Annotated in this window: 28 protein-coding genes and 1 pseudogene; 21 read left to right on the top strand and 8 right to left on the bottom strand. The window is 65.5% G+C overall.

The genetic code is table 11. The features are described 5' to 3' along the window. Positions 1-204 precede the first annotated feature (204 nt). From DCG74_RS01520 to DCG74_RS01510, 3 genes are all read left to right on the top strand, one after another. On the top strand, positions 205-984 hold the full coding sequence (locus DCG74_RS01520) for a sulfite exporter TauE/SafE family protein (protein ID WP_172788733.1): 780 nt from the start codon (positions 205-207) through the stop codon (positions 982-984). Continuing rightward, positions 981-1,211 carry a hypothetical protein gene (locus tag DCG74_RS01515; protein ID WP_172788732.1) on the top strand — a complete coding sequence of 77 codons (231 nt, stop codon included), beginning with the start codon at positions 981-983 and terminating at the stop codon, positions 1,209-1,211. Before DCG74_RS01520 ends, DCG74_RS01515 begins: the two co-directional genes overlap by 4 nt. Positions 1,212-1,326: 115 nt before the next feature. Then, positions 1,327-2,022, top strand: coding sequence for a glutathione S-transferase family protein (locus DCG74_RS01510; RefSeq protein ID WP_172788731.1), 696 nt, complete (start codon positions 1,327-1,329; stop codon positions 2,020-2,022). 105 nt (positions 2,023-2,127) lie between these two features. Here the strand turns inward: DCG74_RS01510 and DCG74_RS01505 are convergent, their stop codons facing one another. Next, complete coding sequence (locus DCG74_RS01505; RefSeq protein ID WP_172788730.1) at positions 2,128-2,331, bottom strand: cysteine-rich CWC family protein; 204 nt, start codon at positions 2,329-2,331, stop codon at positions 2,128-2,130. Positions 2,332-2,447: 116 nt separating this feature from the next. Here DCG74_RS01505 and DCG74_RS01500 point away from each other — a divergent pair, with 116 nt between their 5' ends. From DCG74_RS01500 to DCG74_RS01490, 3 genes and pseudogenes are all read left to right on the top strand, one after another. Beyond that, positions 2,448-4,004 carry a DUF1800 domain-containing protein gene (locus tag DCG74_RS01500; RefSeq protein ID WP_172788729.1) on the top strand — a complete coding sequence of 519 codons (1,557 nt, stop codon included), beginning with the start codon at positions 2,448-2,450 and terminating at the stop codon, positions 4,002-4,004. Positions 4,005-4,006: 2 nt separating this feature from the next. Further along, a pseudogene (locus DCG74_RS01495) lies at positions 4,007-5,222 on the top strand (DUF1501 domain-containing protein). Between the two features lie 173 nt (positions 5,223-5,395). Then, positions 5,396-5,719, top strand: a complete 324-nt coding sequence (locus DCG74_RS01490; protein ID WP_172788728.1) for an antibiotic biosynthesis monooxygenase — start codon at positions 5,396-5,398, stop codon at positions 5,717-5,719. 31 nt (positions 5,720-5,750) lie between these two features. On the opposite strand, the gene DCG74_RS01485 is transcribed toward DCG74_RS01490, so the two are convergent. The 6 genes from DCG74_RS01485 to DCG74_RS01460 form a co-directional block, all read right to left on the bottom strand. Further along, entirely contained in the window at positions 5,751-6,692 is a 942-nt protein-coding gene (locus DCG74_RS01485; protein ID WP_172788727.1) for an aldo/keto reductase, read from the bottom strand. A 245-nt stretch (positions 6,693-6,937) separates the two neighbouring features. Next, the gene (locus tag DCG74_RS01480; protein ID WP_172788726.1) at positions 6,938-7,393 is read right to left on the bottom strand and encodes a GNAT family N-acetyltransferase; all 456 of its coding nucleotides are present in this window, start codon (positions 7,391-7,393) and stop codon (positions 6,938-6,940) included. Positions 7,394-7,479: 86 nt separating this feature from the next. Next, the gene (locus tag DCG74_RS01475) at positions 7,480-8,292 is read right to left on the bottom strand and encodes a PAS-domain containing protein (protein WP_172788725.1); all 813 of its coding nucleotides are present in this window, start codon (positions 8,290-8,292) and stop codon (positions 7,480-7,482) included. Between the two features lie 128 nt (positions 8,293-8,420). Continuing rightward, positions 8,421-8,567, bottom strand: coding sequence for a hypothetical protein (locus tag DCG74_RS01470; protein WP_172788706.1), 147 nt, complete (start codon positions 8,565-8,567; stop codon positions 8,421-8,423). An 85-nt stretch (positions 8,568-8,652) separates the two neighbouring features. Further along, positions 8,653-8,829: a hypothetical protein gene (locus DCG74_RS01465; protein ID WP_172788724.1), complete on the bottom strand. Its 177-nt coding sequence runs from the start codon at positions 8,827-8,829 to the stop codon at positions 8,653-8,655. Between the two features lie 154 nt (positions 8,830-8,983). Further along, on the bottom strand, positions 8,984-9,634 hold the full coding sequence (locus DCG74_RS01460) for a glutathione S-transferase family protein (protein ID WP_172788723.1): 651 nt from the start codon (positions 9,632-9,634) through the stop codon (positions 8,984-8,986). A gap of 577 nt (positions 9,635-10,211) precedes the next feature. Here DCG74_RS01460 and DCG74_RS01455 point away from each other — a divergent pair. The 7 genes from DCG74_RS01455 to DCG74_RS01425 all read left to right on the top strand — a co-directional run bounded on the left by DCG74_RS01455 (position 10,212) and on the right by DCG74_RS01425 (position 18,384). Further along, positions 10,212-11,414 (top strand): pyridoxal phosphate-dependent aminotransferase, encoded by a 1,203-nt coding sequence (locus tag DCG74_RS01455; RefSeq protein ID WP_172788722.1) that lies wholly within the window; start codon positions 10,212-10,214, stop codon positions 11,412-11,414. A 314-nt stretch (positions 11,415-11,728) separates the two neighbouring features. Continuing rightward, entirely contained in the window at positions 11,729-12,208 is a 480-nt protein-coding gene (locus DCG74_RS01450; protein ID WP_172788721.1) for a DUF992 domain-containing protein, read from the top strand. Between the two features lie 154 nt (positions 12,209-12,362). Next, on the top strand, positions 12,363-14,411 hold the full coding sequence (locus DCG74_RS01445) for an elongation factor G (protein WP_172788720.1): 2,049 nt from the start codon (positions 12,363-12,365) through the stop codon (positions 14,409-14,411). A 264-nt stretch (positions 14,412-14,675) separates the two neighbouring features. Beyond that, positions 14,676-14,948, top strand: coding sequence for a helix-turn-helix domain-containing protein (locus DCG74_RS01440; RefSeq protein WP_008566993.1), 273 nt, complete (start codon positions 14,676-14,678; stop codon positions 14,946-14,948). 105 nt (positions 14,949-15,053) lie between these two features. Continuing rightward, positions 15,054-16,796 (top strand): SulP family inorganic anion transporter, encoded by a 1,743-nt coding sequence (locus DCG74_RS01435; RefSeq protein WP_172788719.1) that lies wholly within the window; start codon positions 15,054-15,056, stop codon positions 16,794-16,796. A gap of 64 nt (positions 16,797-16,860) precedes the next feature. Beyond that, entirely contained in the window at positions 16,861-17,700 is an 840-nt protein-coding gene (locus DCG74_RS01430) for a shikimate dehydrogenase (protein WP_172788718.1), read from the top strand. Positions 17,701-17,757: 57 nt separating this feature from the next. After that, on the top strand, positions 17,758-18,384 hold the full coding sequence (locus DCG74_RS01425; protein ID WP_172788717.1) for a hypothetical protein: 627 nt from the start codon (positions 17,758-17,760) through the stop codon (positions 18,382-18,384). A 129-nt stretch (positions 18,385-18,513) separates the two neighbouring features. On the opposite strand, the gene DCG74_RS01420 is transcribed toward DCG74_RS01425, so the two are convergent. Further along, positions 18,514-19,650, bottom strand: a complete 1,137-nt coding sequence (locus DCG74_RS01420; RefSeq protein ID WP_172788716.1) for an alpha-hydroxy acid oxidase — start codon at positions 19,648-19,650, stop codon at positions 18,514-18,516. Between the two features lie 128 nt (positions 19,651-19,778). On the opposite strand from DCG74_RS01420, the gene DCG74_RS01415 reads away from it, so the two are divergent. The 8 genes from DCG74_RS01415 (at position 19,779) to DCG74_RS01380 (ending at position 26,643) form a co-directional block, all read left to right on the top strand. Continuing rightward, the gene (locus tag DCG74_RS01415; protein WP_172788715.1) at positions 19,779-19,946 is read left to right on the top strand and encodes a hypothetical protein; all 168 of its coding nucleotides are present in this window, start codon (positions 19,779-19,781) and stop codon (positions 19,944-19,946) included. A gap of 219 nt (positions 19,947-20,165) precedes the next feature. Then, a complete protein-coding gene (gene glmM, locus DCG74_RS01410; protein WP_172788714.1) occupies positions 20,166-21,509 on the top strand; it encodes a phosphoglucosamine mutase in 1,344 nt (447 codons plus the stop codon). Between the two features lie 249 nt (positions 21,510-21,758). Then, complete coding sequence (locus tag DCG74_RS01405; RefSeq protein ID WP_172788713.1) at positions 21,759-23,009, top strand: MFS transporter; 1,251 nt, start codon at positions 21,759-21,761, stop codon at positions 23,007-23,009. 238 nt (positions 23,010-23,247) lie between these two features. Further along, complete coding sequence (locus DCG74_RS01400) at positions 23,248-24,081, top strand: outer membrane protein (protein WP_172788712.1); 834 nt, start codon at positions 23,248-23,250, stop codon at positions 24,079-24,081. A 167-nt stretch (positions 24,082-24,248) separates the two neighbouring features. After that, positions 24,249-25,136 carry an outer membrane protein gene (locus DCG74_RS01395; protein WP_172788711.1) on the top strand — a complete coding sequence of 296 codons (888 nt, stop codon included), beginning with the start codon at positions 24,249-24,251 and terminating at the stop codon, positions 25,134-25,136. 70 nt (positions 25,137-25,206) lie between these two features. Then, the gene (locus DCG74_RS01390; RefSeq protein ID WP_172788710.1) at positions 25,207-25,797 is read left to right on the top strand and encodes a glutathione S-transferase family protein; all 591 of its coding nucleotides are present in this window, start codon (positions 25,207-25,209) and stop codon (positions 25,795-25,797) included. Between the two features lie 17 nt (positions 25,798-25,814). After that, on the top strand, positions 25,815-26,279 hold the full coding sequence (locus tag DCG74_RS01385; RefSeq protein WP_172788709.1) for a GNAT family N-acetyltransferase: 465 nt from the start codon (positions 25,815-25,817) through the stop codon (positions 26,277-26,279). Between the two features lie 157 nt (positions 26,280-26,436). Beyond that, complete coding sequence (locus tag DCG74_RS01380; RefSeq protein ID WP_172788708.1) at positions 26,437-26,643, top strand: hypothetical protein; 207 nt, start codon at positions 26,437-26,439, stop codon at positions 26,641-26,643. The last annotated feature ends 34 nt before the right edge of the window (positions 26,644-26,677 follow it).

Here is a 26,677-nt window from a genome sequence, read left to right as displayed (position 1 = left end):
GGCAAGCAAGGCACGTTCCTCTTCGCCTCTCCCCGCTTGCGGGGAGAGGCCGACGCGCGAAGCGCGGCGGGTGAGGGGGACTCTCCGCGAATCCGACTGTTACGGTGATCGCGGATATAGCCCCTCACCCCACCCTCTCCCCGTAAGAACGGGGAGAGGGAGCAGACAGCCTTGCGTCCCTTGCTCGCTACCCCGGAGACCCTCGTGACGCCCATCATGATCGCTGCCCTCGGATTGCTGATGGTGGCCACCGCGTTCCTGTCGGGGCTGTTCGGCATGGCGGGCGGGCTGATCTTGATCGGCGTGCTGCTGGCCTTGATGCCGCTGCCGACCGCGATGGTGCTGCATGCGATCACGCAGATGGCCTCGAACGGCTGGCGGGCGTTCCTGTGGCGGGCGCATATCCGCTGGCGGCCGGTTGCGAACTACATGGTCGGCGCGACAGTGGCGCTCGCCGCCTGGTCGCTGACCCGCTACGTGCCGGACAAGCCGACGGCGCTGCTGCTGCTCGGCGCCACGCCGTTCATGGCGCGGCTCCTGCCCGCGAACATCAAGCCGGATCCTGACAGGCTCTGGCAGGGCACGGTCTACGGCACGATCTGCATGGGCCTGATGCTGATGACCGGCGTCTCCGGCCCGCTGCTCGACACCTTCTTCCTCGGCGGCGATTTCGGCCGGCGCGAGAAGGTGGCGACGAAAGCGATGTGCCAGCTCATCAGCCATTTCACCAAGCTGATTTATTTCGGCGGCATCATCGACCAGGCCGCGAGCCTCGATCCCGTGCTCGCTGCGGTCGCGATCGCAGCCTCGATGCTCGGCACCACGCTGGCGCGGCGCATCCTCGAAGCCATGACTGACCAGCAGTTCATCGCCTGGTCCAACAAGCTGATCACCACCATCGCCTGCTACTACATCGCCTATGGCGGCTGGCTGTTGCTGCGTGCGCCGGTGCTGGCCGCCTTCGACAAGGGAGGTTTGCAATGAGCGAGACGGCCGATCCGCTGGTGCTGGACTTCGTCGAATGGGTGGCGCGCGAGCCGCGCGCCTACGCCGAGGTGCTCGCGACCTGGAAGACCTCGTGCCCGCGCCTTACCATCTGGGAAGACGCCGCCGAGCGCGGCTACGTCGCGCGCGAGACGATTGCCGGAATCGGGCTGGTGATCGCGGTGACGGAAGGCGGCGAGAGGCTGCTGCGCGCCAACGGGCGGTGAGACCCACTTCTGCCTCCACAAACGTCATTGCGAGCGCCAGCGAAGCAATCCAGAATGTTTCTGCGGCGGCAGTCTGGATTGCTTCGCTGCGCTCGCAATGACGGAGCACCAGCCAATGTCACTCAAGCTCTACGAACTCGTCGGCACCGATCCCACGCGCCCCTTCAGCCCGTATTGCTGGCGCACGCGGATGGCGCTGGCGCACAAGGGCCTTGCGGCGGAGACGCTGCCCTGGCGCTTCACCGAGAAGAGCGCCATCGCGCCGCACGGCTCGGAGAGGGTCCCGGTGCTGCTGCATCTCGACAAGCCGGTGGTCGATTCCTGGACCATCGCGAACTATCTCGAGGATAAATTTCCGGATCGCCCGTCGCTGTTCGGCGGCGAGGGCGGCCGCGCCATGGCGCGCATGATCAATGCGTGGGGCGACATCGCGATCGTCGGCGGTCTCTCTCCGCTTGTTATCGCCGACATCCCGAAGAATCTGAATGAGGTCGATGCCGCCTATTTCCGCAAGTCGCGCGAGGCGCGGTTCGGCAAGAGCCTGGAAGAGGTCCAGGCGAGCCGCGATGCCGGCGTCATCGCGTTCCGCAAATCGCTTGAGATCATGCGTCAGACCTTCAAGATGCAGCCTTTTCTCGGCGGGCAGGCACCGAACTACGCCGACTACATCGTGTTCGGCGGATTCCAATGGGCGCGCGTGGTCAGCCCGTTCAAGCTGCTCGAAGCGGATGATCCGGTCTATGCCTGGCGCGAAAAGCTGCTGGATGCGTTCGACGGCATGGCGCGCAAGTCGCCGGGATTTGCGGTGTAACGCACGTAGTTTCGTAGGGTGGGCAAAGGCGCAAAGCGCCGTGCCCACCATCTCTCTCGATCGCCAAGAATGGTGGGCACGCTTCGCTTTGCCCACCCTACGATACTACGAGACTGCCTCCGCCGCCGCTTTCCTTAAACACTCCCGGCACAGGCAGTCCTCGCCCTCGAGCGGCATCGGCAGCCGTGCCGTCTCCTCCGCGCACCAGCAATTGCCGGAGAGATCGCAGCCGAATTCGCTGCCGCAGCGGGAACAGGTGAGACGGCGCGCAAGTGCCGGCGCTGACGGCATTTCTTTCGGATTTGTCATGATTTACGTCGAAGCTTCGCCGTCATTTTCATGTCGGGTTCATCTGTCGCTGCGGTATATTACGCGCCGCCCGCGTCGCAGGAAAGCACCTCCCAACGCGCGAAGGACAATCATCGATGGCCCGCGATTCGCAAGCCGCCCTCGTCGCGCTCAACCGCTTCGGCTTCGGCGCCCGCGGCGGTGCATCGGGCGATCTCATCAATGCAAGCTCCGACCCGCGCGGCTTCGTGAAGGCGGAGCTTTCGCGTCCCAATGGCGTGCTGCTGGAAGCGCCGGGTCTGCAGTCGACGCCGCAACTCGGTCAGGCCGTGTTTGCCTATCAGGACGAGGTCAAGCAGGCGCGTGAGGCGGCGAAGGCCGCCGCGCCCGTCGAGACGCCGGCCCAAGCGCCTGCCGATCAGAAGCCGCCCTTGCGCCGCAATCTCTCGCTGAATGCCGCGGCGGAGATCACCGGCCAAATGGCCGATGCGCAGCCCGCCGACGGCGCACCGAAGCCTGAGACCATGCAGCCGAGCGCACCCGCGCCGCAGCCCGCCGCCAAGCCCGCGCCCCAGCCGCTCAATGTGATCCAGAAAACCTTTCGCGCCGAGGCGCTGGCGCGGTTGCAGCGCGCAACGCTCGTCGAGTGCGGCTTCACCGAGCGCCTCGTCGCGTTCTGGTCCAATCATTTCTGCATCTCCGCCAGCAAGGGCGAGCTGGCGCGGATCTGGGCCGGCGCGTTCGAGCGCGAGGCGATCAGGCCGCACGTGCTCGGGCGCTTCGCCGACATGCTGAGGGCGGTCGAGCAGCATCCGGCCATGCTGTTCTTCCTCGACAACCAGCAATCGCTCGGCCCTGACTCGCGCGCTGGCCAAAACCGCAAGCGTGGGCTGAACGAAAATCTCGCGCGCGAGATCATGGAGCTGCATACGCTCGGCGTCGGCGGCGGCTACGCGCAAGGCGACGTCACCTCGCTCGCGCGCATCATCACCGGCTGGACCTTTGCCGGCAGGCAAGGGCAGCTCGGGGTTCCCGGCTCCTTCGTCTTCAACGTCAATGCCCATCAGCCCGGGCCGCAAGTCCTGCTCGGCAAGACCTACGATCAGGCCGGCCTCGCACAGGGCGAAACCGCGCTCGCCGATCTCGCGCGGCATCCCTCGACCGCGAGCTTCATCGCCGCCAAGTTCGTCCGTCACTTCGTCGCGGACGATCCGCCGCCGGCGCTCGTTGCGCGCCTGCGCGACGTCTTCGTCAAGACCGACGGTGATCTCAAGGCGCTGGCGACGGCGCTGGTCGATTCCGATGAAGCCTGGAAGGCGCCGCTCACCAAGATGCGCTCGCCATACGATTTCCTGGTTGCGAGCGGCCGGCTGCTGGCACGCGTGCCCGAGGATCCCGGCGCCTATCTGAACAACCTCAATCTGCTCGGCCAGCCGCTGTGGTCGCCGCCGGGCCCCAACGGCTTTCCTGATACCAATGCCGCCTGGGCCGCGCCTGAAGGCATCAAGCTCAGGCTCGACATCGCGGCGCAGATCGGCGCGCGGCTCGGCAACAACATCGATCCGCTCGATCTCCTGGAGTTTGCCGCCGCCGATGCCGCCTCGGCCGAGACGCGGCGGACCATCGAGCGCGCGGAGTCGCGGCAGCAGGCGCTGGCGCTGCTGTTGATGTCGCCGGAAATGCAGAGGAGATGATGATGACCGACTGCGTCGAGAACCGGCTCCTCACGTCCCGCCGTGGTCTGCTGCTCGGCGGCGCCTCGTTTGCAGCCTGGGCCTACCTGCCGAAATTCGCCCGCGCGGCCGACGGGCGCGATCCGCGGTTGGTCGTGGTGATCTTGCGCGGCGCGCTGGACGGGCTCTCGACCGTCGCGCCGATCGGCGACCCCGATTATGCCGGCCTGCACGGATCGATTGCGCTTGCGGCCGATGGTGCGCATCCCGCGATCATGCTGGACTCGTTCTTCGGCCTGCATCCGGCGATGCCGGAATTCGCGCGCATGTATCGCGACAAGCACGGCGGTGATCCATGCGATCGCGACGCCCTATCGCGACCGCTCGCATTTCGACGGCCAGGACGTGCTCGAAAGCGGCTATGCCGGCCCGGGCCGCGTGCAGTCCGGCTGGCTCAATCGCGCGCTCGAAGCGCTGCCGCGCGGCGAGCGCGTGTCGAGCGGGCTTGCGGTCGGTCCCACTACGCCGCTGGTGCTGCGCGGCAGCGCGCCGACCGTGGGCTGGGCGCCGGTCGCGCTGCCGCAGGCCGATGACGACACCGCGATGCGCCTCGTCGAGCTCTACCGTCACCGCGATCCCGCCTTGGCCTCCGCGTTGTCGCAAGGCCTCCAGCTCGACAAGGCGGCGAGCGGCGACGATATGAAAGCGACACGCGGCAACGCCGTCACGCAGATGCGGCAGGTCGCGCGCGGCGCTGCAAAGCTGATGGCGGCCGATGATGGCCCGCGCATCGCCGCGCTCGCCTTCGACGGCTGGGACACGCATGCCAATGAAGGCGGCCCTGTGGGGCGTCTCGCCTTCCTGCTCGGCGGTCTCGACGGCGCGCTCGCCGAGTTCGAGAGCGGCCTCGGGAATCGCTGGCGCGACACTGTCGTGGTCGTCGCCACCGAGTTCGGCCGCACCGCGCGCATCAACGGCACCGAGGGCACCGATCACGGCACCGGCACGATCGCCTTGCTCGCCGGCGGCGCGGTGAAAGGCGGCCGCGTCATTTCGGACTGGCCAGGCCTCAAGCTCGCAAGCCTGTATGAGGGCCGCGACCTCAAGCCGACGACGGATCTGCGCTCGGTGATCAAAGGCGTGCTGCAGGACCAGTTCGGCCTGTCGGACCGTGTGCTGGCAGAGACGGTGTTCCCCGACAGCCCAAGCGCAAGGCCGATGAAGGGGCTAGTTACCTAACCCACAGCCGCTGTCATTCCGGGGCGGGCCTCTTGGCGCGAGCTATGATGCGCAATTGCGCATCTGAGAATCCATTTATCCAGATTTCGCCGCAAAATGGATTCCGGGCCCGCGCCTTGCGGCGCGTCCCGGAATGACGACATGATGAGCCGAACATCAGGAGACACCACCCCATGTACATCGCCATGAACCGCTTCCGCGTCGCCAAAGGCTCCGAATCCGCTTTCGAGCAGGTCTGGCTCACCCGCGACACCCATCTCGACAAGGTGCCGGGCTTCGTCGAGTTTCATCTGCTGCGCGGGCCGGAAGCCGAGGACCACACGCTGTACGCCTCGCACACCGTATGGGCGAATTATGCGGCGTTCGAGGCCTGGACCAAGTCGGAGACGTTTCGCGCCGCGCATCATAGGGCGGGCGACAACAAGCCGCTTTATCTCGGCCATCCCCAGTTCGAAGGTTTCGAGGTGATGCAGACGGTGGGGCGCGGCGCGAAATAGCGCCGCGCCGCAAAGGTCGGTCGTCGCAAAATCAATCCAGCGTGATCCTGTCGATCTCCGCCGTCTCCTCCGCGCTGAGCTTCCAGGCGATCGCCTTGACGTTCTCCTCGATCTGCTCGACGCGGGTCGCGCCCGCGATCACGCTTGAGACCTGCGGGCGCGCAGCGAGCCAGGAGAAGGCGAGCTCCAGCATCGAATGGCCGCGTGCCTTGGCGAAGGCGGCGAGCTTCTCGACGATGTCCTCGTTGCGCGGTGTGACGTAGCGATCGCGCAGCCGCGGCACCTTGCCGAAACGGGTGTCCGCAGGCGCGGCCTCGCCCTTCCGGTATTTGCCGGTCAACAGGCCGCTCGCGAGCGGGAAGAACGGCAACAGGCCGAGCTTGTATTCCGTCGCGGCCGGCAGCAGGTCCTTCTCAATGTCGCGCACCAGCAGGGAATATTCGTCCTGACAGGAGACGAAGCGGCTGACATTCATCGCACGCGCGACGTATTCGGCTTCCGCGATCCGCCAGGCCGGAAAGTTCGAGTTGCCGATGTAGCGGACCTTGCCTTGGCGCACGAGATCGTCGAGCGCGCGCAGGCTCTCCTCGATCGGCGTCAGCGGGTCGTAATCGTGCTGCTGATAGAGGTCGATGTAATCGGTCTTCAGCCTTTTCAGGCTCGCCTCCACGGCCTCCATGATGTAGCGGCGCGAGGCGCCCTGCTTGGTGCCGTCCTCGGCCATTGGCTTGGCGTATTTCGTCGCCAGCACGATGTCCTTGCGGCTATCGCCGAGCACGGTGCCGAGCACGGTCTCCGAGCCGCCCATGTTCGAATAGATGTCGGCGGTGTCGAATAGCGTGATGCCGAGGTCGAGCGCGCGATGGATCACCTTGCGCGAGGTCTCGAGGTCGGTGCGTTGGCCGAAATTGTTGCAGCCGAGCCCGACCGCGGACACGCGAAGGCCGGAGGCGCCGAGATTGCGAATTTCCATGCAAGATCCTGTCGGAGATGAGCGGCGGATATTCTGACCACCACGCGCCGCAGCAGCAAGCGGGCGGCCGCGCTGCTGCCATGCCGGCAGCGCGGACAAAAAAATGCGGCCCCTGTCAGACGCGGCGACTGACGGGGACCGCTTGGGGCGCATGATCGGTGACGGGGGCCTGACCAGACGCAGGGGCAGCCTAGTCTTGCTATGTTACGCGCGGGTGACAGGCGGAGTTATCCACAGGCCGGGGCTCAGAAGATCTTGCGATAGACGATGAAGCCGGAGCGCTCGGCGACCTTGTCGTACAGGCGCTGCGCCGTGAGATTGGTCTCGTGCGTCTGCCAGTAGACACGCGGCGATCCCGCCAGCTTCGCGCGCTCGTAGACGCCATGGATCAGCGCCGAGCCGACGCCCTTGCCGCGCGCGGCCTCGGACGTGAACAGGTCCTGCAAATAGCAGGACGGCTCGATCGCGGTGGTGCTGCGATGGAACAGATAATGCGTCAGGCCGAGCAGGCGGCCGTTGTCCTCGGCGACCAGCCCATGCATCGGCTCATAGGCATCAAAGAAGCGCTGCCACGTCATCCCAGTGATCTCGGGCGCGAGCGCGGTCGGACCGGAGCGGCCGTAAAAGGCGTTGTAGCCGTCCCACAGCGGCAGCCATTGATCGTAGTCCTGCCTGGTGACGGCGCGAATGATGAGCGACATGTGAATTTCCGCGATCTCGGGGGTGCGCGACGAAGGGATGTCCTTCATACGTGATGATCGTATTGCCGATCAATCGCACACTCGCCTCATTCCGCAGCGCGCAAGTACCGGATCAGCTTGCGGCCGGTCGGATCGCGCAGCGAGCGGTGGTAGTCGGCACTTGCCGGCGCATCGGTGTGGCGCACGAGGTCGGTCACGGGCGTGTAGCTCAGCATCCGCCCGCCGTCGGGCAGTGCGGTGCAGACGAAGCGCAGCACCTCGCCGTTGCGCAGCTTGATGTTGATCGGCGGCGCATCGCCGACCCGCACCATCTCCATGCGCTGCGCGATGAAGGTGCCGAGCTCGTCCTCGGGCAGCTCGAACGCGCCGGTGTCGCGGCCGTGATACATCAGCGCGATGAAGGGCGGCTTGGCGTCGGCGATCTCGTCCGGCACCGCAAAATAATCGCGGAATGCGCGGTTGATGAATTCGGCCCGGGTCTCGGCATCGAGCAGCACGATGCCGATATCGACCTTGTCGAGCGCGGCCGACAGCCGCGCGGCAGTGGCGTGGCTGCGGCGCTCGGCGGCGAAGCTGCCGAGCAGCCGCTCGCGCATCAGCCCGGTGATGCCGGCGGTGCCGAAAGCCGTGACGGCCAGGAGGCCGAGCGGCACCAGATCGGCGGCACCATGGCCGGAAACGCCGTGGCGATGGAGGAAGAACAGTGCCGCGCCGATCACCGCGACAATCGCGGTCGTCGCGGCGGAGGCGAGTCCTGCGAGCGCGCCGGCGAGGGCCACGATGCCGACGAACAGCGGGGCGGGCGAGGGCGCGGGGACGAGGCGATCGAGCAGCATCGCCGGCAGCAGGGCCGCTGCCGTCAGCGCCGGACCGGAGATCGCACGCCATCCGAACCGCATGGACCTGTCTCGCTCCTCCCGAACGAGGTAAGGCCGCAACACTGGCTGATCGTTGCGTGACCGCGCTGCGATTTCATGCGGCGTGCTTAAGACGCGCTTGTCTGCAAGCGTAAGGCTTTCGGAAGATTTTAGACCATCTGCGCGTGCTTGACGCGGTGCTGCAGCGTCGGCGCGTTCAGCGTCGACGTGCCTGCGCCCTTGCGCGTGCCGACGATGATCAGCAGCGAGGCCGCGACCAGGATGGCCGCAGTCAGGGTGATTGCAACGACTACCACAGGTGATTTCATCGACGTCCTGTCGCGATGCCGGTCGGCGCGGGCCGCACGGCGCCCTGAAGGCTGGTCCAGGATGAAACGGGAATCAGACCGGCAGGCCCATCGCCATGGTCGCCTTGGTCGACAGCACCGTGAGGGTGACGATCAGGCACAGCGAGAGCGCGGCGACGGCGAGAGAGGCCACGACCGCATGGGTGAGCCGGGAAGACGCGACGGTAGCGGATGGGCTCTGAAAGCCCGCCGTGCCGGACGCCCGCATCATGGTCTAAATCCTTCAACACGCGAGCGAATCACCCGCGACTTTCCAGAATTTCCCAGTTTCAACCGGCAATATTGCGGCGGCGCCCGCGCCGAAAGTGGCGGGATTGCGGCAAAGACGGCCGTTATGCCCGCTATTCGCCGCAGCGGGCGCGCCGTCAGGCGCTCGCGGCGATGCTGGCGGGGTCGTCGATGTCGGCCGGGCGCCAGTCCATCGTCACGAAGCCGGGCGTGGCTTCGACGCGTTTCAGCCAGTCCCGGATCGCCGGGAAGGCCTGGAGGTCGAAGTCGCAGCGTTCGGCGAGGTGGGTGTAGCCGTACAACGCGATGTCCGCGACCGTGAGCTGGCGCGCGGCGAAATAGGGGGTGGTCTTGAGGTGGTTCTCCATCACCTGGAGCGCGCCGTAGCCGCGCTCCATCCAGTCCTCCAGCGAATGGGTCTGCAGGTCGCGACCACCCTTGACCAGCGACAGCCAGAAATAGGCCGCGCCGATATTCGGCTCGAGCGCGTGCTGCTCGAAGAACATCCATTGCAGCGCCTCGGCGCGGTCGATGCGGTTCTCCGGCGCGAGCGGCGTGCCGACGGCAACGTACCAGAGGATGGCATTGGATTCGGCGAGATAGCGGTCCTCGCCGACCTCGAGCAGCGGCACCTGGCCCGACGGGTTCTTGGACAGGAAATCCGGCGTGCGGCTCTCGCCGCGCAGAATGTCCACCTCCACCGCTTCGTAAGGCAGGTTGAGCAGCGCCAGCGCAAGGCGGACCTTGTAGCTGTTGCCCGAGCGTTGCATCGAATAGAGCTTGTACATTCTGGCGTTCGAATCCGAGGACGAGAAGACGCGGCGCTCGTTGCCCCGCGAGGCGGCTAAACAATGATGCCGATGCGAATCCGCCGCAAGAGCCGGCCGATAGAAAAACTCGAAAACCCTACCGCATTGCGATGCCTGGGAAGATCATTTCCGCGACGATGCAATTTAGTTCACGCTTGCGTCAACGCGGAGCGGGGCGCGTCGGATAGTCGTCAAGTCGGGGGACGATCGCGCACGCTCCCGCGTCGTCATGCCCGGGCTTGTCCCGGGCATCCACGTTCTTCGTGCTGCGCGGCCAGACGTGGATGGCCGGGACAAGCCCGGCCATGACGGAGAAGAACCTGACTCGCAACACGCAAAATTGCTCCGAGGACACGCTTTGCCGGATATGAGCAATTCCGGAGGCAAAGTTGCGCAAAATTGCGGGAAATCGCGGCTTGAACCGCTCCAAATCGTAAACTTTTCCGGGATCGGGCCGAAGTTTCTTGCGGCGCAGCGGCACACGTTTTAGGGTGGCCCATTCCCACAATCAGAGTCGTGAGGCGAAGGGCTTCACGACGCTCGCCAGGAGATGATGATGTCCTTCCTTGCCGCTGCGCTCGACCGTGTGAAGCCGTCCGCGACCATCGCGGTCACGGATAAAGCACGTGCGCTGAAAGCGGCGGGCCGCAACGTCATCGGCCTCGGAGCCGGCGAGCCCGACTTCGACACGCCCGCCAACATCAAGCTGGCGGCGATCCGCGCCATCGAGGCCGGCAAGACCAAGTACACCGCGGTCGACGGCATCCCCGAGCTGAAGGAAGCCATCATCGCGAAGTTTCAGCGCGAGAACGGCGTCGCCTACAAGCCGAACCAGATCATCGTCGGCACCGGCGGCAAGCAGGTGCTCTACAACGCGTTGATGGCGACCATCAATCCGGGCGACGAGGTGATCATTCCCGCGCCCTATTGGGTCAGCTATCCCGAGATGGTTGCGCTCGCGGGCGGTGAGCCGGTGCCGGTGGTCTGCACCGCCGCGACCGGCTTCAAGCTCCAGGCCGAGGCGCTCGAGCGCGCGATCACGCCGAAGACCAAATGGGTCATCCTGTGCTCGCCGTCGAACCCGACCGGAGCTGCCTACACGCGCTCGGAACTGAAAGCGCTCACCGACGTGCTGATGAAGCATCCCCACGTCTGGGTGATGACCGACGACATGTACGAGCATCTCGTCTATGACGACTTCCAATTCACCACCGTCGCGCAGGTCGAGCCCGGTCTCTACGACCGCACGCTCACGGTGAATGGCGTCTCCAAGGCCTATTGCATGACCGGCTGGCGTATCGGCTATGCCGGCGGCCCGGCGCAGCTCATCAAGGCGATGTCGACGATCCAGTCGCAATCGACCTCGAACCCGTCGTCGATCGCGCAATGGGCTGCGGTGGAAGCGCTGAACGGGCCGCAGGACTTTATCCCCGCCAACAACAAGGTGTTCAAGGAGCGCCGTGACCTCGTCGTCTCCATGCTCAATCAGGCCAAGGGCATCGAGTGTCCGCGCCCCGAGGGCGCCTTCTATGTCTACCCGTCCTGCGCCGGCACGATCGGCAAGACCGCGCCGTCGGGCAAGGTGATCGACAATGACGAGACGTTCGTCACCGAGCTCCTGGAGACCGAAGGCGTCGCCGTGGTGCAAGGGTCGGCCTTCGGCCTTGGACCGGCGTTCCGCATCTCTTACGCGACCAAGACCTCGGACCTCGAAGACGCCTGCAAGCGCATCCAGCGCTTCTGTGGCAATCTTCGGTAAGACTGTCGCGGCATGCGATGTCCTCTTCCCGCTCTTGTGGGATGGGATTTCTCTCCGCGAGTCTGGAATCGTAGGGTGGGCAAAGGCGCACTCGCGCCGTGCCCACCATCTCTCTCGATCGCAAAGATGCGTGGGCACGCTTCGCTTTGCCCACCCTACGAAATCTGCGAAATGGCCCGCCGCCGGCGGGCCTTTTATTGTTTGCGTGTTCATCCCCGTGCATGATCTGGCACGGCTGCGGCACTTGTGGCATAGACGCGCAACACGGGTGGGGCGCTCTCTCTGCTCGCATCACATCATCGCCGGAGATATTCATGCGCCGTTCGTTCCTCTTCGCCGGACTCACCGCTGCCGGCCTCATTGCTTCCGTCGTGAGCACTGGTGCGCAGCAGCGGATGGCGCGGGTCGGCGTGCTCGAATGCCGCGGCGGCGCCAGCGTCGGCTTCATCGTGGGGTCGGTGACCCATCTCGGCTGCGTGCTGCGCGCCGACGGCTTGCCCGACGATCGCTACGTCGCGACCATCCGCAAGGTCGGTCTCGACATCGGCATCACCCAGGAGACGGCTTTGGCCTGGGGCGTGTTCGCACCGGTCGACCGGCTCGGCCCCGGCGACCTCGCCGGCAATTACGCCGGCGCGCAGGGCAGCGCCTCGATCGGCGTCGGCCTCGGCGGCAACGTGCTGGTCGGCGGCTCCAACAATTCGATCGCGCTCCAGCCGCTCAGCGTGCAGGGCCAGGTCGGCCTCAATATCGCTGCGGGCCTCGAGAGCCTGGAACTCCGTCCGGGCCGGTAACACTTTTGCGTGTGATCGCGCCGCGCGAAGCGGCGCGATTTTACGGACGACGCACCGCAGCGACGTTTGTTGCTTGCCAAATCTCGGGGAGGGGCAGAGCATCGGCGTTTGCCGACCCAATCATGGGCCGAGCTCCACAAGAAGGAGGCGGCGAATGGGACAAGACGTCAGAAGTCCCCGAGGTCCACGGTGCATCGCGCTGGTGGGCCCTTTCCAAAGCGGTAAAACCACACTTCTGGAAGCAATATTGGCGCGAACGGGCGCAATCCCGCGCGCCGGCAGCGTGGACGCCGGAACGTCCGTCGGCGATGCCACGCCGGAGGCCCGTCATCACAAGATGACCGTCGGCCTCACTGCCGCCACCACGAGTTTCATGGGCGACAGCTACACCTTCCTCGATTGTCCCGGTTCCGTCGAGTTTGCCCACGACATGCGCGCCGCGTTGCCTGCGGTCGACGCCGCAATCGTGGTCTGCGAGGCCGACGAGAAGAAGCTGCCGCAGCTTCAGATCATCCTGCGCGAGCTGGAACAGCTGAAGATCCCGCGTTTCCTGTTCCTCAACAAGATCGACCGCGCCAGCGAGCGCATCCGCGAAACCCTCGCGATGCTGCAGCCCGCCTCGTGCGTGCCGCTGGTGCTGCGCCAGATCCCGATCTGGAAGGGCGAGCTGATCGAGGGCTTCGTCGATCTCGCGCTGGAGCGCGCCTTCATCTATCGCGAGCACAAGGCCTCCGAGGTGATCGCGCTCGAAGGCGGCGATCTCGATCGCGAGAAGGAAGCCCGCTTCTCGATGCTGGAGAAGCTCGCCGATCACGACGATGCGCTGATGGAGCAGCTGCTCGAGGACATCCAGCCGCCGCGCGATGCCGTCTTCGACGATCTCGCCCGCGAATTGCGGGAAGGGCTGATCTGCCCGGTGCTGCTTGGCGCCGCCGCGCGCGAGAACGGCGTGTTGCGCCTGATGAAGGCGTTGCGTCACGAGGCGCCCGGTGTTGCGGAGACCGCAAAACGTCTCGGCGTTCCCGAGACCAAGGACGCGCTCGGCTACGTCTTCAAGACGCTGCATTCGCAGCACGGCGGAAAGCTGTCGCTGACGCGGCTGCTTGCCGGCCATCTCGACGACGGCGCCACGCTGCAATCCTCCTCCGGCGGCGCAGGGCGCATCTCCGGCATCCTCGCCGTCAACGGCGCCTACGACACCAAGCGGGCCTCGGCCGAAGCCGGCGACACCGTGGCGCTCGCCAAGCTCGATCCGGTCAAGACCGGTGACACGGTTTCGAACGGCAAGACGGCGCCCGCGGCATTGATCACGATCGAGCCGACGCCGCCGGTGCTCGCGATCTCGGTCGCGGCCACCGACCGCAAGGACGACGTCAAGCTCGGCCAGGCGCTGACGCGCCTGCACGAGGAGGATCCCTCGCTCATGATCGTGCAGAACGCCCAGACCCACGACACCGTGCTGTGGGGCCAGGGCGAGATGCACCTGCGTGTCGCCAGCGAGCGCTTGCGCGACCGCTTCGGCGTCAAGGTCACCTCGCATCCGCCCGCGATCGGCTATCAGGAGACCATCCGCAAGCCGATCACCCAGCGCGGCCGCCACAAGAAGCAGTCCGGCGGCCACGGCCAGTTCGGCGATGTCGTGCTCGACATCAAGCCGCTGCCGCGCGGCGACGGCTTCAAGTTCGCCGAGAAGGTGGTGGGCGGCGCGGTGCCGCGCAATTACATCCCGGCGGTGGAGGAGGGCGTCGTCGATGGCTTGACGCGCGGCCCGCTCGGCTTCCCCGTCACCGACGTGCAGGTGACGCTGACCGACGGCTCCTATCACAGCGTCGATAGCTCCGATCTCGCCTTCCGCACGGCGGCGCGGGTCGGGCTCAACGAAGGCCTGCCGCAATGCCAGCCGGTGCTGCTGGAGCCGATCCACATGGTCGAGATCGTCTGCCCGACCGACGCCACCGCCAAGATCAACGCGATCCTGTCGGCGCGGCGCGGCCAGATCCTCGGCTTCGACACCCGCGATGGCTGGACCGGCTGGGACTGTGTCCGCGCCATGATGCCGGAAGCGGAGATCGGCGAGCTGATCGTGGAGCTGCGCTCGGCCACCGCCGGCGCCGGCAGCTTCACGCGCCAGTTCGACCACATGGCCGAAGTCACCGGCCGCGCCGCCGACCAGATCATCGCCGCACATCAGCACGCGGCGTGAGTCCGTCTCTCGCGCAGTGAGGGACGCACGCTCTCTCACGCCCTCTCCCCGTTCTTACGGGGAGAGGGATGTGCGGCGCTGTCTCTCCACGCGTCATTGCGAGCGCAGCGAAACAATCCAGAGTCTTTCCGCGGAGGGATTCTGGATTGCTTCGCTTCGCTCGCAATGACGGAGGAGACGCTTGCACCAGCCTCATGATGATGTATTTTACATCATTGTATATGTACAGAATATCACATATAAACTCTGATACGTGAGGCCAAGGTGATCACCTCGTTCCAGATGCGGGCAGCCCGCGCGTTGCTCGGCATCGACCAGAAAACCCTGGCCGAGCTCGCCGGCGTGTCGCTGCCGACCATCCAGCGGATGGAGGCTTCGACCGGCAATGTTCGTGGCGTGGTCGAGACCCTGATCAAGGTGGTCGAGGCGTTCGACCGGGCCGGCGTCGAGCTGATCGGCGAGCAGGCCCGAAGCGACAGCGGCGGACGTGGCGTTCGCTTGAAGGAGCCCGGGCCGCCGCGCCGCGTCGGAGCATGATCGCGCGTTGATCGTGCCCGGCATCAAGTTGGGCTAGCGCATCGTCGCACCTTGGGACGCACGATGCTTCGGAGCATCGTGGGGCCAGCGGAGCACTTTGCTGACATGAGCATCACAGGCGATCAGGCAGGCCGGCTGCACCAGCTGCGTCAGCCGACCTTTGCCGAATTGTATCTGCCGAAGCTCGTCACCGTATTTCGTGAAGGCTACGGCCTCGCGGATTTCCGCGCCGACGTCTTCGCCGGCCTGACGGTTGCGATCGTCGCGCTGCCGCTGTCGATGGCGATCGCGATCGCCTCGGGCGTGACGCCGGACCGCGGCCTCTACACCGCCGTCGCCGGCGGCTTCATCGCCTCCATGCTCGGCGGCAGCCGGTTCCAGATCGGCGGCCCGGCAGGTGCGTTCATCGTTCTGGTCGCGGCGACCGCGGAGCGCCACGGCGTCGACGGAGTCATCCTCGCCACCATGATGGCGGGCCTGTTCCTGATCGGCGCGGGGCTGCTCAGGGTCGGCACCTACATCAAGTTCATTCCCTATCCCGTCACGGTCGGCTTCACCGCCGGCATCGCCGTCATCATCCTTGCGAGCCAGCTCCGCGATCTCTTCGGCATCACGCTCGCGGGGAAGGAGCCCAGCGAGTTCGTGCCGAAGCTCGCCGCGCTCGCCGGCGGCCTCAGCACGATCAATCCATCCGCAGTGCTGGTCGCGATCGTCAGCATCGCCATCATCGCATCCTTGCGGGTCTGGCGTCCCTCCTGGCCCGGCATCCTGATCGCGGTCGTCTTCGCCGCATTCGTTTGTGCAATATTCGCGCTGCCGGTGGAAACGATCGGCTCGCGCTTCGGCGGCATCCCGCGCGAATTGCCATCGCCGGCGCTGCCCGCGTTCTCGCTGGAGAAGGCACGGGCCGTGCTGCCGGATGCGATCGCGTTTGCGCTGCTGGCGGCGATCGAATCGCTGCTGTCGGCGGTTGTGGCCGACGGCATGACCGGCCGCCGTCACCGCTCCAATTGCGAGCTGGTGGCGCAGGGCGCGGCCAATATCGGCTCGGCGCTGTTCGGCGGCATCTGCGTCACCGGGCTGATCGCGCGCACGGCGACCAACATCCGCGCCGGCGCGCGCGGGCCGCTCGCGGGCATGCTGCATTCGGTGTTCCTGCTGCTGTTCATGCTGATCGCGGCCCCGCTCGCGAGCTACATTCCGCTGGCCGCGCTCGCCGCGGTGCTGGTCGTGGTGGCCTGGACCATGGCGGAGAAGCACGAATTCGCCACGCTCGTGCGCTCGTCATGGGGCGATGCCGTGGTGCTGCTCGCGACCTTCCTGCTCACGATCTTCCGCGATCTCACCGAGGGCATCCTGGTCGGCTTCGCGCTGGGTGCGGTGCTGTTCATCCATCGCATGGCGGAGATGACGGGCATCGAGGAGCGCTCGCCGCTGGTTGCGGATGATCGTCCCGACGACGGCAACGGCGACCGCGTGCGTTACGATCCCGCGCTTGCGGTCGACCGCGACGTGCTGGTCTATCGCATCACCGGCGCGTTCTTCTTCGGCGCGGCCTCGGCGATCGGCGGCGTGCTCGACGGCATCGCCGACAAGCGCAAGGCCTTCGTGGTCGATTTCGCGGCGGTGCCGTTCCTGGATTCGACCGCGGCCAACGTGCTCGGCCGCGTCGCCGCCAAGGCGCACCGCCAGGGCATCCGGCTGTTCATCACGGGGGCCTCGCCCGCGGTCCGGCGCGCGCTGCTCACCCATGGCGTCACGCCGCCGCGGGCGCGCTACCGCACGAGCCTCGAGCGGGCCATCGCCGACATCAAGGGCCGGGCCGCCGACGAGTCCGCTGCGAGCTGACCGCGCGCTTGACAGAGCGGGCGCGACGCGAAATGGATCGCCTCGGAAACGACCCGAGGGAAAGATGACCGCGTCCAGGATCCCCGCAGCCTGTCTGATCGGATGGCCGGCCGCGCATTCGCGCTCGCCGCTGATCCACCGTCACTGGCTGCGCACGCTCGGCATTGAGGGCGGCTATGTCATCGAGGCGGTGCCGCCGGAGGATCTGCGCGATTTCGTGCTGCGGCTGTCGCTGCGCGGCTTCGTCGGTGCCAACGTCACCATCCCGCACAAGGAAGCCGTGCTGGCGCTGTCGACCCCCGACGCGCGCGCCCGGGCCGTCGGCGCTGCGAACACGCTGTGGTTCGCCGAGGGCGAGCTGCGCTCGACCAACACCGATGTCGAAGGCTTCATCAACAATCTCGACGCCAGCGCGCCCGGCTGGGACATGGCCAAGGAGGCGCTGGTGTTGGGCGCTGGCGGCGCCGCGCGTGCGGTCGTGTTCGGCCTGCTGGAGCGCGGCATCAGCTGCGTTCATGTCGCCAATCGCACCCTTGCACGAGCCGGGACGCTGGCAAGGCAGTTCGGATCGAATGTGCATCCGCTGCCGTGGGATGCGATCGGGGACGTGCTGCCGGGCGCAAGACTTCTCGTGAACACGACCTCGCTCGGCATGCATGGCCAGCCTTCGCTCGATATCGACGTCGCGCGCCTGCCGCAAGACGCCGTCGTCGCCGACCTCGTCTATGTTCCCCTGGTGACCCCCCTGCTCGCCGCGGCCATGGCGCGCGGCCTGAAGACCGCCGACGGGCTCGGCATGCTGCTGCATCAGGCGGTGCGCGGTTTCGAGCTGTGGTTCGGGCGGCGGCCCGAGGTCACGGCCGAGCTGCGCGCGTTAATCGAGGCCGATCTCACGAAGTCTTGAGAGAATAGTGCGGGGTCTTTCGGAGTTCTCTCTTCCTGGGGACAATCGGAGACCGTCATGTCTGTTCAACGTGCAACTTTCACACGTCCGCTGATCGCCGTCGCGATGGTGGCCGTCTCGACCTATTGCGCCTTCGCCCAGAAGGCGCCGGTGCCGACGCGCGTGCGCGGCACCATCGAAAGCGTCAATGGCGACACCATGCAGGTCAAGTCGCGCAGCGGTGAAGAGGTCAAGCTTCGCCTCGCCTCCGACGTGAACGTGTCGGGCGTTACCAAGATCTCGCTCGCCGACATCAAGCCGGGCTCGTTCATCGGCGCGACCACCGTGCCGGGGCCGGACGGCAGCCAGAACGCCGTCGAGGTGCACGTGTTTCCGGAAGCCATGCGCGGCACCGGCGAAGGCTCGCGGCCCTGGGACCTCAAGCCCAATTCCAGCATGACCAATGCGACGGTGGCCGAGAGCGTCGTCGGCAATGACGGTCACACGCTGCTGGTCAAGTACAAGGACGGCGAGAAGAAGGTGTTCGTCGCCGACGACACGCCGGTCGTGACCTTCGTGCCCGGCGACAAATCCGAGCTGAAGGCCGGCGCCAAGGTGATCGCCTTCCTGAAGCAATTGCCGGACGGCTCCTTCGAGACCAGCCGTGTCAGCGTCGGCCGCGACGGCCTGACGCCGCCGATGTGAATGATCGAGCGTTGAATTCGTAGGGTGGGCAAAGGCGCGCTTGCGCCGTGCCCACGCTCTCTCTCGCTCATTCGCGCACCAATGGTGGGCACGCTTCCGCTTTGCCCACCCTACGGCACCGCCGCGCACTCACACTGCAATGACGTGATCGTCGATCTCGTCGATCCGGTTGACGCCGCACAGGCCCATCGTGGTGAGCAGCTCCTTCTGGATGATGTCGATCGCCTTGGCGACGCCGGCCTGGCCGCCGGCACCGAGACCGTAGGCATAGGCGCGGCCGATCATGCAGGACTTCGCGCCGAGCGCGAGCGCGCGCATCACGTCCTGGCCGGAGCGGATGCCGCCGTCGAACATGATCTCCATCCTGTCGCCGACCGCGTCCGCAATCTCCGGTAGGACCTCGATCGAGGACGGCGCGCCGTCGAGCTGGCGGCCACCATGGTTGGAGACGACGAGCGCCTGCGCGCCGGTCTTGGCGGCTTCCTCGGCGTCCTCGACGTCGAGGATGCCCTTGATGATGAGCTTGCCCGGCCAGATGCTGCGGACCCACTCGACGTCCTTCCAGTTCAACGAGGTGTCGAACTGCGAGGCGGTCCACTCGGCGAGGCGGTTGAGATCCTCGGTGTTCTTCACGTGTCCCGCGATGTTGCCGAAGGTACGGCGCTTGCCCTGCAGCACGCCGGAAACCCAGGCCGGCTTGCTGGCGAAGTCGAGCAGCTTCGACAGCGACCATTCGGGCGGCACCGTCATGCCGTTCTTGATGTCGGCGTGGCGCTGGCCGATCACCTGCAGGTCGACCGTGAGCACCAGCGCGCTGCACTTGGCAGCCATCGCGCGCTGGATCAATTCCTTGATGAAGCCGCGGTCCTTCATCACGTAGAGCTGGAACCAGAACGGCTTCTCGACACTGGCGGCGATGTCCTCGATCGAGCAGATCGACATGGTCGATTGCGTGAACGGGATGCCGGCGGCCTGCGCGGCGCGGCAGGCGTGGATCTCGCCGTCGCCGTGCTGCATGCCGAGCAGGCCGACCGGCGCGAGGATCAGCGGCATGGTCGAGGGCTCGCCGAGGATCGTGGTCGAGGTATCGCGCTTGGAGACGTCGACCAGGATGCGCTGGCGGAACTTGATCGCCTGCATGTCCTCGCGGTTGGCGCGCAGCGTCTCCTCGGCATAGGAGCCGCGGTCGCAATAGTCGAAGAACGCCTTCGGCACGCGGCGCTGATGCAGCGTGCGAAGATCGTCGATACAGGTAATATGCTTCATGTCGTTTCCCCGGCCCGTCATGTCCCAACAGTCTTGCATCGGAAGATTTCGGGGTCATCTAGCATGGTTGGATGCACAGCCAAATCGTTTGCAGAACGTTTTGGAAGGAGAGCGCCAAGGAGAGCGTCATGACGAAGCCGCACGCGCCACCTTCGCCGGAAGAGATCAAGGAGAAGCACGATCTCGAGGAGGCGCTGGAAGAGGGACTGGAGGAGACCTTCCCGGGCTCAGATCCAGTCAATGTCACCCAGCCGGCCCCTAGCCGCGCCGACAGCCATGTGAAGCGCTCGGATTAGGCGAGTTCCGCCGCTTTTCGCTGGTCACGCAGGAATTACAATGTTAACAATATGTTATCGGGGCGGTCGCGGCGCCGGTTCCGTAACGATTCATCATATTTTTTGAAGCCAAGTTAGCCGCGATAGCTTTATAAGACCTCGGCAAATCAGGGATGCGGGTCCCGTTGGGGCAGCCCGTGGTTGTAGAGGGGACTCCCTGGTTGTTGCTTGGGGGACGATATGAGCCGCAAATATTTCGGGACGGACGGGATTAGGGGCCGCGCCAACGGACTGATCACGCCGGAGCTCGCGCTCAAGGTCGGCCAGGCCGCGGGCCTTGCGTTTCAGCGCGGCGACCACCGCCACCGGGTCGTGATCGGCAAGGACACCCGCCTGTCCGGCTACATGATCGAATACGCCATGGTCGCAGGCTTCACCTCGGTCGGCATGGACGTGCTGCTGGTCGGCCCGATGCCGACGCCGGCGGTCGCGATGCTGACCAAGTCGATGCGCGCCGATCTCGGCGTCATGATCTCCGCCTCGCACAATCTGTTCGAGGACAACGGCATCAAGCTGTTCGGCCCGCAGGGCTTCAAGCTCTCCGACGATGTCGAGCGGCAGATCGAGCAGCTGCTCGACGAATCCCTCGACAAGCGGCTCGCGCAGAGCGCGAGCTTGGGCCGCGCCCGCCGTATCGACGGCGTGCATGACCGCTACATCGAGTTCGCCAAGCGCACGCTGCCGCGCGACCTTTCGCTCGAGGGCCTGCGCGTCGTGATCGATTGCGCCAACGGGGCCGCCTACAAGGTGGTGCCCGAAGCGCTGTGGGAATTGGGCGCCGACGTGGTGCCGATCGGCGTCGAACCCGACGGTTTCAACATCAACAAGGATTGCGGCTCGACCTCGCCGGAGGCGCTGTCGAAGAAGGTACGCGAGATGCGCGCCGACATCGGCATCGCGCTGGACGGCGACGCCGATCGCGTCATCCTGGTCGACGAGCGCGGCCATGTCGTCGACGGCGACCAGCTGCTCGCGGTGATCGCGCAGAGCTGGAAGGAGGACGGGCGGCTGTCGCGTCCCGGCATCGTCGCCACCGTGATGTCCAATCTCGGCCTCGAGCGCTTCCTCAAAGGGCAGGGGCTCGATCTCGTGCGCACGCCGGTCGGCGACCGCTACGTGCTCGAGCAGATGCTGAACGGCGGCTACAATCTCGGCGGCGAGCAGTCCGGCCACATCATCCTGTCCGATTACGCCACGACGGGCGACGGTTTTGTCGCGGCGTTGCAGGTGCTCGCCGTGGTGCAGAAGCTGCGTCGTCCGGTGTCGGAAGTCTGCCACCGCTTCGATCCGCTGCCGCAGATCCTCAAGAATGTCCGCCACAAGGGCGGCAAGCCGCTCGACGATTCCGACGTCAAGTCGGCGATCTCCGACGGCGAGAAGCGCCTCAACGGCCACGGCCGTCTCTTGATCCGCTCCTCCGGCACCGAGCCCGTGATCCGCGTCATGGGCGAAGGCGAGGACCGTCACCTCGTCGAGGACGTCGTCGACACCATCGTTTCGGCGCTGGGGCAGGCGGCGGCGTAAGGCGCGATCGTAGACCGGATGGAGCGCAGAGCATCGTAGGGTGGGCAAAGCGAAGCGTGCCCACGCGTCTGTCGCCGTATCGGAAAGATCGTGGGCACGGCGCAAGGGCGCCTTTGCCCACCCTACTATATCCGACTCGCGGAGAGGGCCTCGCGCATCCCAGCCATTTGCGATTGACGGTGGTTTCACCGCGGCTTGCATCGTAATGAGCGGTTGCTGCGGTTCGCCGCGCCTGCCGGGATTGCCGCCTTGAACAAGCCTGTCGTCGTCTCAGAGGAAACGCTGACCGAGCCCGTCGTCGTCGCCGACGTGGCGCCGGCTGCCGTCAAGGCGGCGGGGCCGGCTTACCTCGTGCTCGCCGGCATCAGCGTCTCGCACTTCCTCAACGACACCATGCAGTCGCTGATCGCCTCGGTGTATCCGATCCTGAAGGACACCTACGCGCTCGACTTCGCGCAGATCGGCATGATCACGCTGGCGTTCCAGTTCACGGCCTCGCTGCTGCAGCCGGTGGTCGGGCACTACACCGACAAGAAGGCGCAGCCCTATTCGCTGGCGGTCGGCATGGCCTCGACCTTCTTCGGCCTGCTGCTGCTCAGCGTCGCGCACCAATATCTCGTCATTCTCGTTGCCGCCGCGCTGGTCGGACTCGGCTCGGCGGTGTTTCACCCGGAATCGGCGCGCATCGCGCGGCTCGCTTCCGGCGGCCGCTATGGTTTTGCGCAATCGGTGTTTCAGCTCGGCGGCAGTTTCGGTACCTCGATGGGGCCGGTGCTCGCTGCGTTGATCGTGGTGCCGTTCGGGCAGGGCAGCATCGCCTGGTTCTCATCGATCGCGTTTCTCGCGATCCTCATTCTCTGGCGCATCGGGCGCTGGTACGCGCCGCAGATCACGACGAAGCAGGCGGCGGCCGCCGACACCCATCCCGGCGCGCCGAGCTCGCGTCGCGTCGCGCTCGCGCTTCTCGTGCTGGTCGCGCTGTTGTTCTCCAAGCAGCTCTACGTCTCGAGCCTGTCGAGCTATTACATTTTCTACCTGATCGACCGTTTCGGCGTGTCGACGCAGGCGGCCCAGATCTATCTCTTCGTCTTCCTCGCGGCGAACGCGGTCGGTGCGTTTCTCGGCGGTCCCCTGGGCGACCGCTTCGGCCGCAAGATCGTGATCTGGATCTCGATCCTCGGCGCGCTGCCGTTCACCCTGGCGCTGCCCTATGCCGGGCTCGCTGCCAGCGCCGTGCTCAGCGTCGCGATCGGCCTGATCATCTCCTCGACGACGTCGTCGATCATCGTGTTCGCGCAGGAGCTGGTGCCGCATCGCTTCGGCATGATCTCCGGCGTGTTCTTCGGCGTCGCCTTCGGCATCGGGGGCCTGGGTGCGGCCGTGCTCGGCAAGCTCGCCGACCACACCTCGATCGAGTTCGTCTACCAGGTCTGCGCCTGGCTGCCGGCGATCGGGTTGCTCGCGGTATTCCTGCCCAAGCTGCCGCGGCACGTGCGTTAACGCATCCTCTCTTGCCGCGTTGCGACTTCACACATCGCTAGGGAATGCGGCGCCGATGTCGCATTTTGCGCGGCAATTTTGCAACGCTCGCGCGGCGCGCGCGTGTAGGGTCAGAAAAAATCAACCTTAAAAATTAGGGTTAAGTGGCGCTTAAGCATTTGCTGGCATCGTCCTCCCCGTGAGTTTCCAGAACGTGAGGCGCCCGTATTTTGCCTCACCGGCCATAAGGACGAAGCCAATGCGTAGCGTTAAGTCTCTCCTTGCCGCGGGTGCGGCGACCCTGATCTCGTCGATGGCGTTCGCCGCCGACATGCCGATCGCCGCTCCCCCTCCCATGTACGCGCCGCCGGCTCCGCCCGCCGACTTCGGCGGCTGGTATCTGCGCGGCGACATCGGCATGACCAACCAGAGCGCCAAGCGCATCGAGAGCACCCTGCCGGCAGGGTTCACGAAGACGACAGAGGGCCTCGGCTTCGACTCATCCCCGCTGTTCGATCTCGGCGTCGGCTATCGCTTCAACAACTGGTTCCGCGCCGACGTGATCGGCCAGTACCGCGGCAAAGCCAATCTGCACGGCAGCGATAACGTCGTTGGGCCCGGCTTCGTGGGCGTCAACAACTACACCGGCAGCAAGTCCGAGTGGGTCGTGATGGCCAACGCCTATGTCGATCTCGGCACCTGGTGGTGCGTCACGCCGTTCATCGGCGCGGGCGTCGGCGGCTCCTACAACAAGATCAGCGGCTTCCGGGACGACGGCGTGTCCTTCAACCCGTTGCTCAGCAACAGCGTCGCCTACTTCGCCGATAACGGAAAGTGGAACTTCGCCTGGGCCGCTCATGCCGGTCTCGCCTACAAGGTCAATCCCGGGTTCACCGTCGAACTGGCCTACAGCTACATGAATCTCGGCGATGCGGCGCCCGGCAACTTCCGCTTGTTCGACAACAGCGCCTCCGGCCCGACCTCGATCAAGATCAAGGAGCTCACCTCGCACGACGTCAAGCTCGGCGTGCGCTGGGATCTCAACAGCCCGCCGGCCTACGTGCCGCCGCCGCCGCTGGTCACCAAGGGCTGATCGGAAGGCGGATCGGTTAGGACTTCTTAACGGCGCGGGATTATCCCGCGCCGTTTTGCTTTGCGTATTTTTCATGGCGAGCATCGACCAAAGCGCCCGCCGCAACCATTGGTTAAGGTTAACGGGCGATGATCATCGCAACAGTTCGAGTCCGATGGAGCGTGGTGATGCGTAGGCTGGTGTTGGCAGCGGCGATGTTGGGGACGGTATCGGCCGCGCAAGCGGCTGACATGCCGGACCTGCCCGTGCTGCGCGGCGGCTTCACCGACGGTCTGTCGAAGACGACCCGTAATTGGGATGGCCCCTACGCTGGCGGTCACTTCGGTTACACGACCGACTCGACCGATTTCGGCCAGAGCGTGGTCGGCCTGACCAACTACATCTTTCGTGACAGCGTGCTTCAGCAGCCGACCGCGTCATGGTCGCTCCTCAGCAAGAACACGGCACAGAGCACGAATTTCGGTGGGTTCGTTGGCCGCAACTGGCAATGGTACGACGCGGTGCTTGGTCTCGAAGGTACCTACACCTACTTCAACAACCTCAAGACCGCGTCGACCGGCTCCAACGCTCTCGACATCATCAACCCGCCTGGCGACACGGTGCCGCCAGGTGCCTTCAATCATTGGAACGTGACTCTGACCGGGGCCGCCACGGCTCAAGTCAAAGATATGGTCACGTTGCGTGGGCGCATGGGCTGGGATGGTGGTGACTTCATGCCGTATGTCTTCGGCGGCGCTGCCGTCGGCCGTATGGATGTTTCCCGCACGGTATCCAGCAACGTAACCCTGCGTACCGATACGACCACGACAGACCTATTAGGTAACACCATAATCGTGCCAGGAACGACTAATCCCGTTCCAGCTCAGTCGCAAACGCAGGGTCAGCACAAGACCAACGCCTTCGTGGTCGGCTGGACCGCCGGCATCGGACTCGAATATTGCCTGTGGGGTGGCTTGTTCGCGCGAATTGAATATGAGTACGTGCAGTTCTCGCCCGTCATGAACACGTCGGTGACGCTGAACAACGCGCATGTCGGCCTCGGCTACAAGTTTTGAGCCCTTCCTGCCTGGTTGACAAGTTTCTCGCCCCCTGATGCTCTGTCGTTCCGAAAGCGGGGCGGCAGCGATGAAGATCTATGGCGACAGCAATTCCGGAAACTGTCTCAAGGTGAAGTGGGTCTGCGACAAGCTCGCATTGCCCTACCAGTGGATCGAGATCGACACGCGCAAGGGCGAGACGCGCACGCCGCAATTCCTGAAGATGAACGGCGCCGGCCAGGTGCCGACCGTTGCATTCGGCGACGGCCGCACGCTGGCGCAGTCCAACGCCATCATCCGCTATCTCGCCCGCGACAGCGCGCTCGTTCCGCGCGACGCCTTCACGGCGGCCAAGATGGACGAATGGCTGTTCTGGGAGCAGTACAGCCACGAGCCCTACATCGCGGTGTGCCGCTTCCTCATGGTCTATCTCGGCAAGGACGCCTCCGAGCTCGATCCTGAAAAGGTCAAGCGCGGCTATGCGGCGCTCGATCGCATGGAGCAACATCTCTCATCCAGCCGCTTCTTCGCCGGTGACGAGGTGTCGCTCGCCGACGTGTCGCTGCTCGCCTATACCCGCCTCGCGCATGAAGGCGCCTTCGACCTCGGCCGCTATGCGTCCGTCCGCCGCTGGATCGGCGAAGTCGAAGCGTTTCTCGGCCTACCGCCGGCGCGTTGAATCCGGAGCTATCTGACATGAGTGCCGAAACGGTCTCCATCCGTCCCGCGCGCCGCGAGGACGTCGCCGCGATCGTTGCGATGCTCGCCGACGATCATCTCGGCCGCGCGCGCGAGCGCGTGGAGGATCCGTTGCCCGCCGTCTATTACGACGCATTCGCGCGGGTCGAGCGCGATCCGAATCTCACGCTGGTGGTTGCCGAGAGCGAGGGCAGGGTGGTCGGCTGCCTGCAGCTCGCGATCCTGCCGGGCCTGAGCTCGCAAGGCGGATCGCGCGGCCTGCTCGAGGACGTTCGCGTTGCCGCTGATTGTCGCAGCCGCGGCATCGGCGAGCGATTGGTGCAATGGGCCGTGACGGAAGCAAAGGCGCGGGGCTGCAATCTCGTCGAGCTTCTGACGCATCAGACGCGCGTCGATGCGCAGCGCTTCTACGAGCGGCTCGGTTTTGCGGCGAGTCACGTCGGCATGACTGTCCGCTTTTGACGCAGCACCACGCGGCCGTTGCGCAATCAGCGAAATCGGATCGCGCGTTCGTTCATGTTAAGAGCCGGTAAACTACCCAGCCGTCGTTCACGTTGATGAAGGAACGAACGGTGCTACGCAGCGTCAGGCACCGAGCTCGGTCGGTTCGGGGATTTCGATGACAAGCTATTCCATCATCAAGGTCGGCAACGATTACGTCGTGCAGGCCAATGACAAATGCATTTTGAAGGTCGGCAGCCGCCGCAAGGCCGCGCAATTGATCAGCGATGCCACGGACTTGCTGAACGCACTCGCCGTTGTCCAGTCCCCTGATATTGCACCGGAAGCGCCATCAATGGCGCGTGAGGCCCCCGAACTTCCTTGACGGACCTTCCCGATTCCCGTATCAGCCGCGGCGG

This window comes from Bradyrhizobium sp. WBAH42, from assembly GCF_024585265.1.
Lineage (GTDB): Bacteria > Pseudomonadota > Alphaproteobacteria > Rhizobiales > Xanthobacteraceae > Bradyrhizobium.
This window is presented reverse-complemented; position numbering and strand designations above follow the sequence as displayed.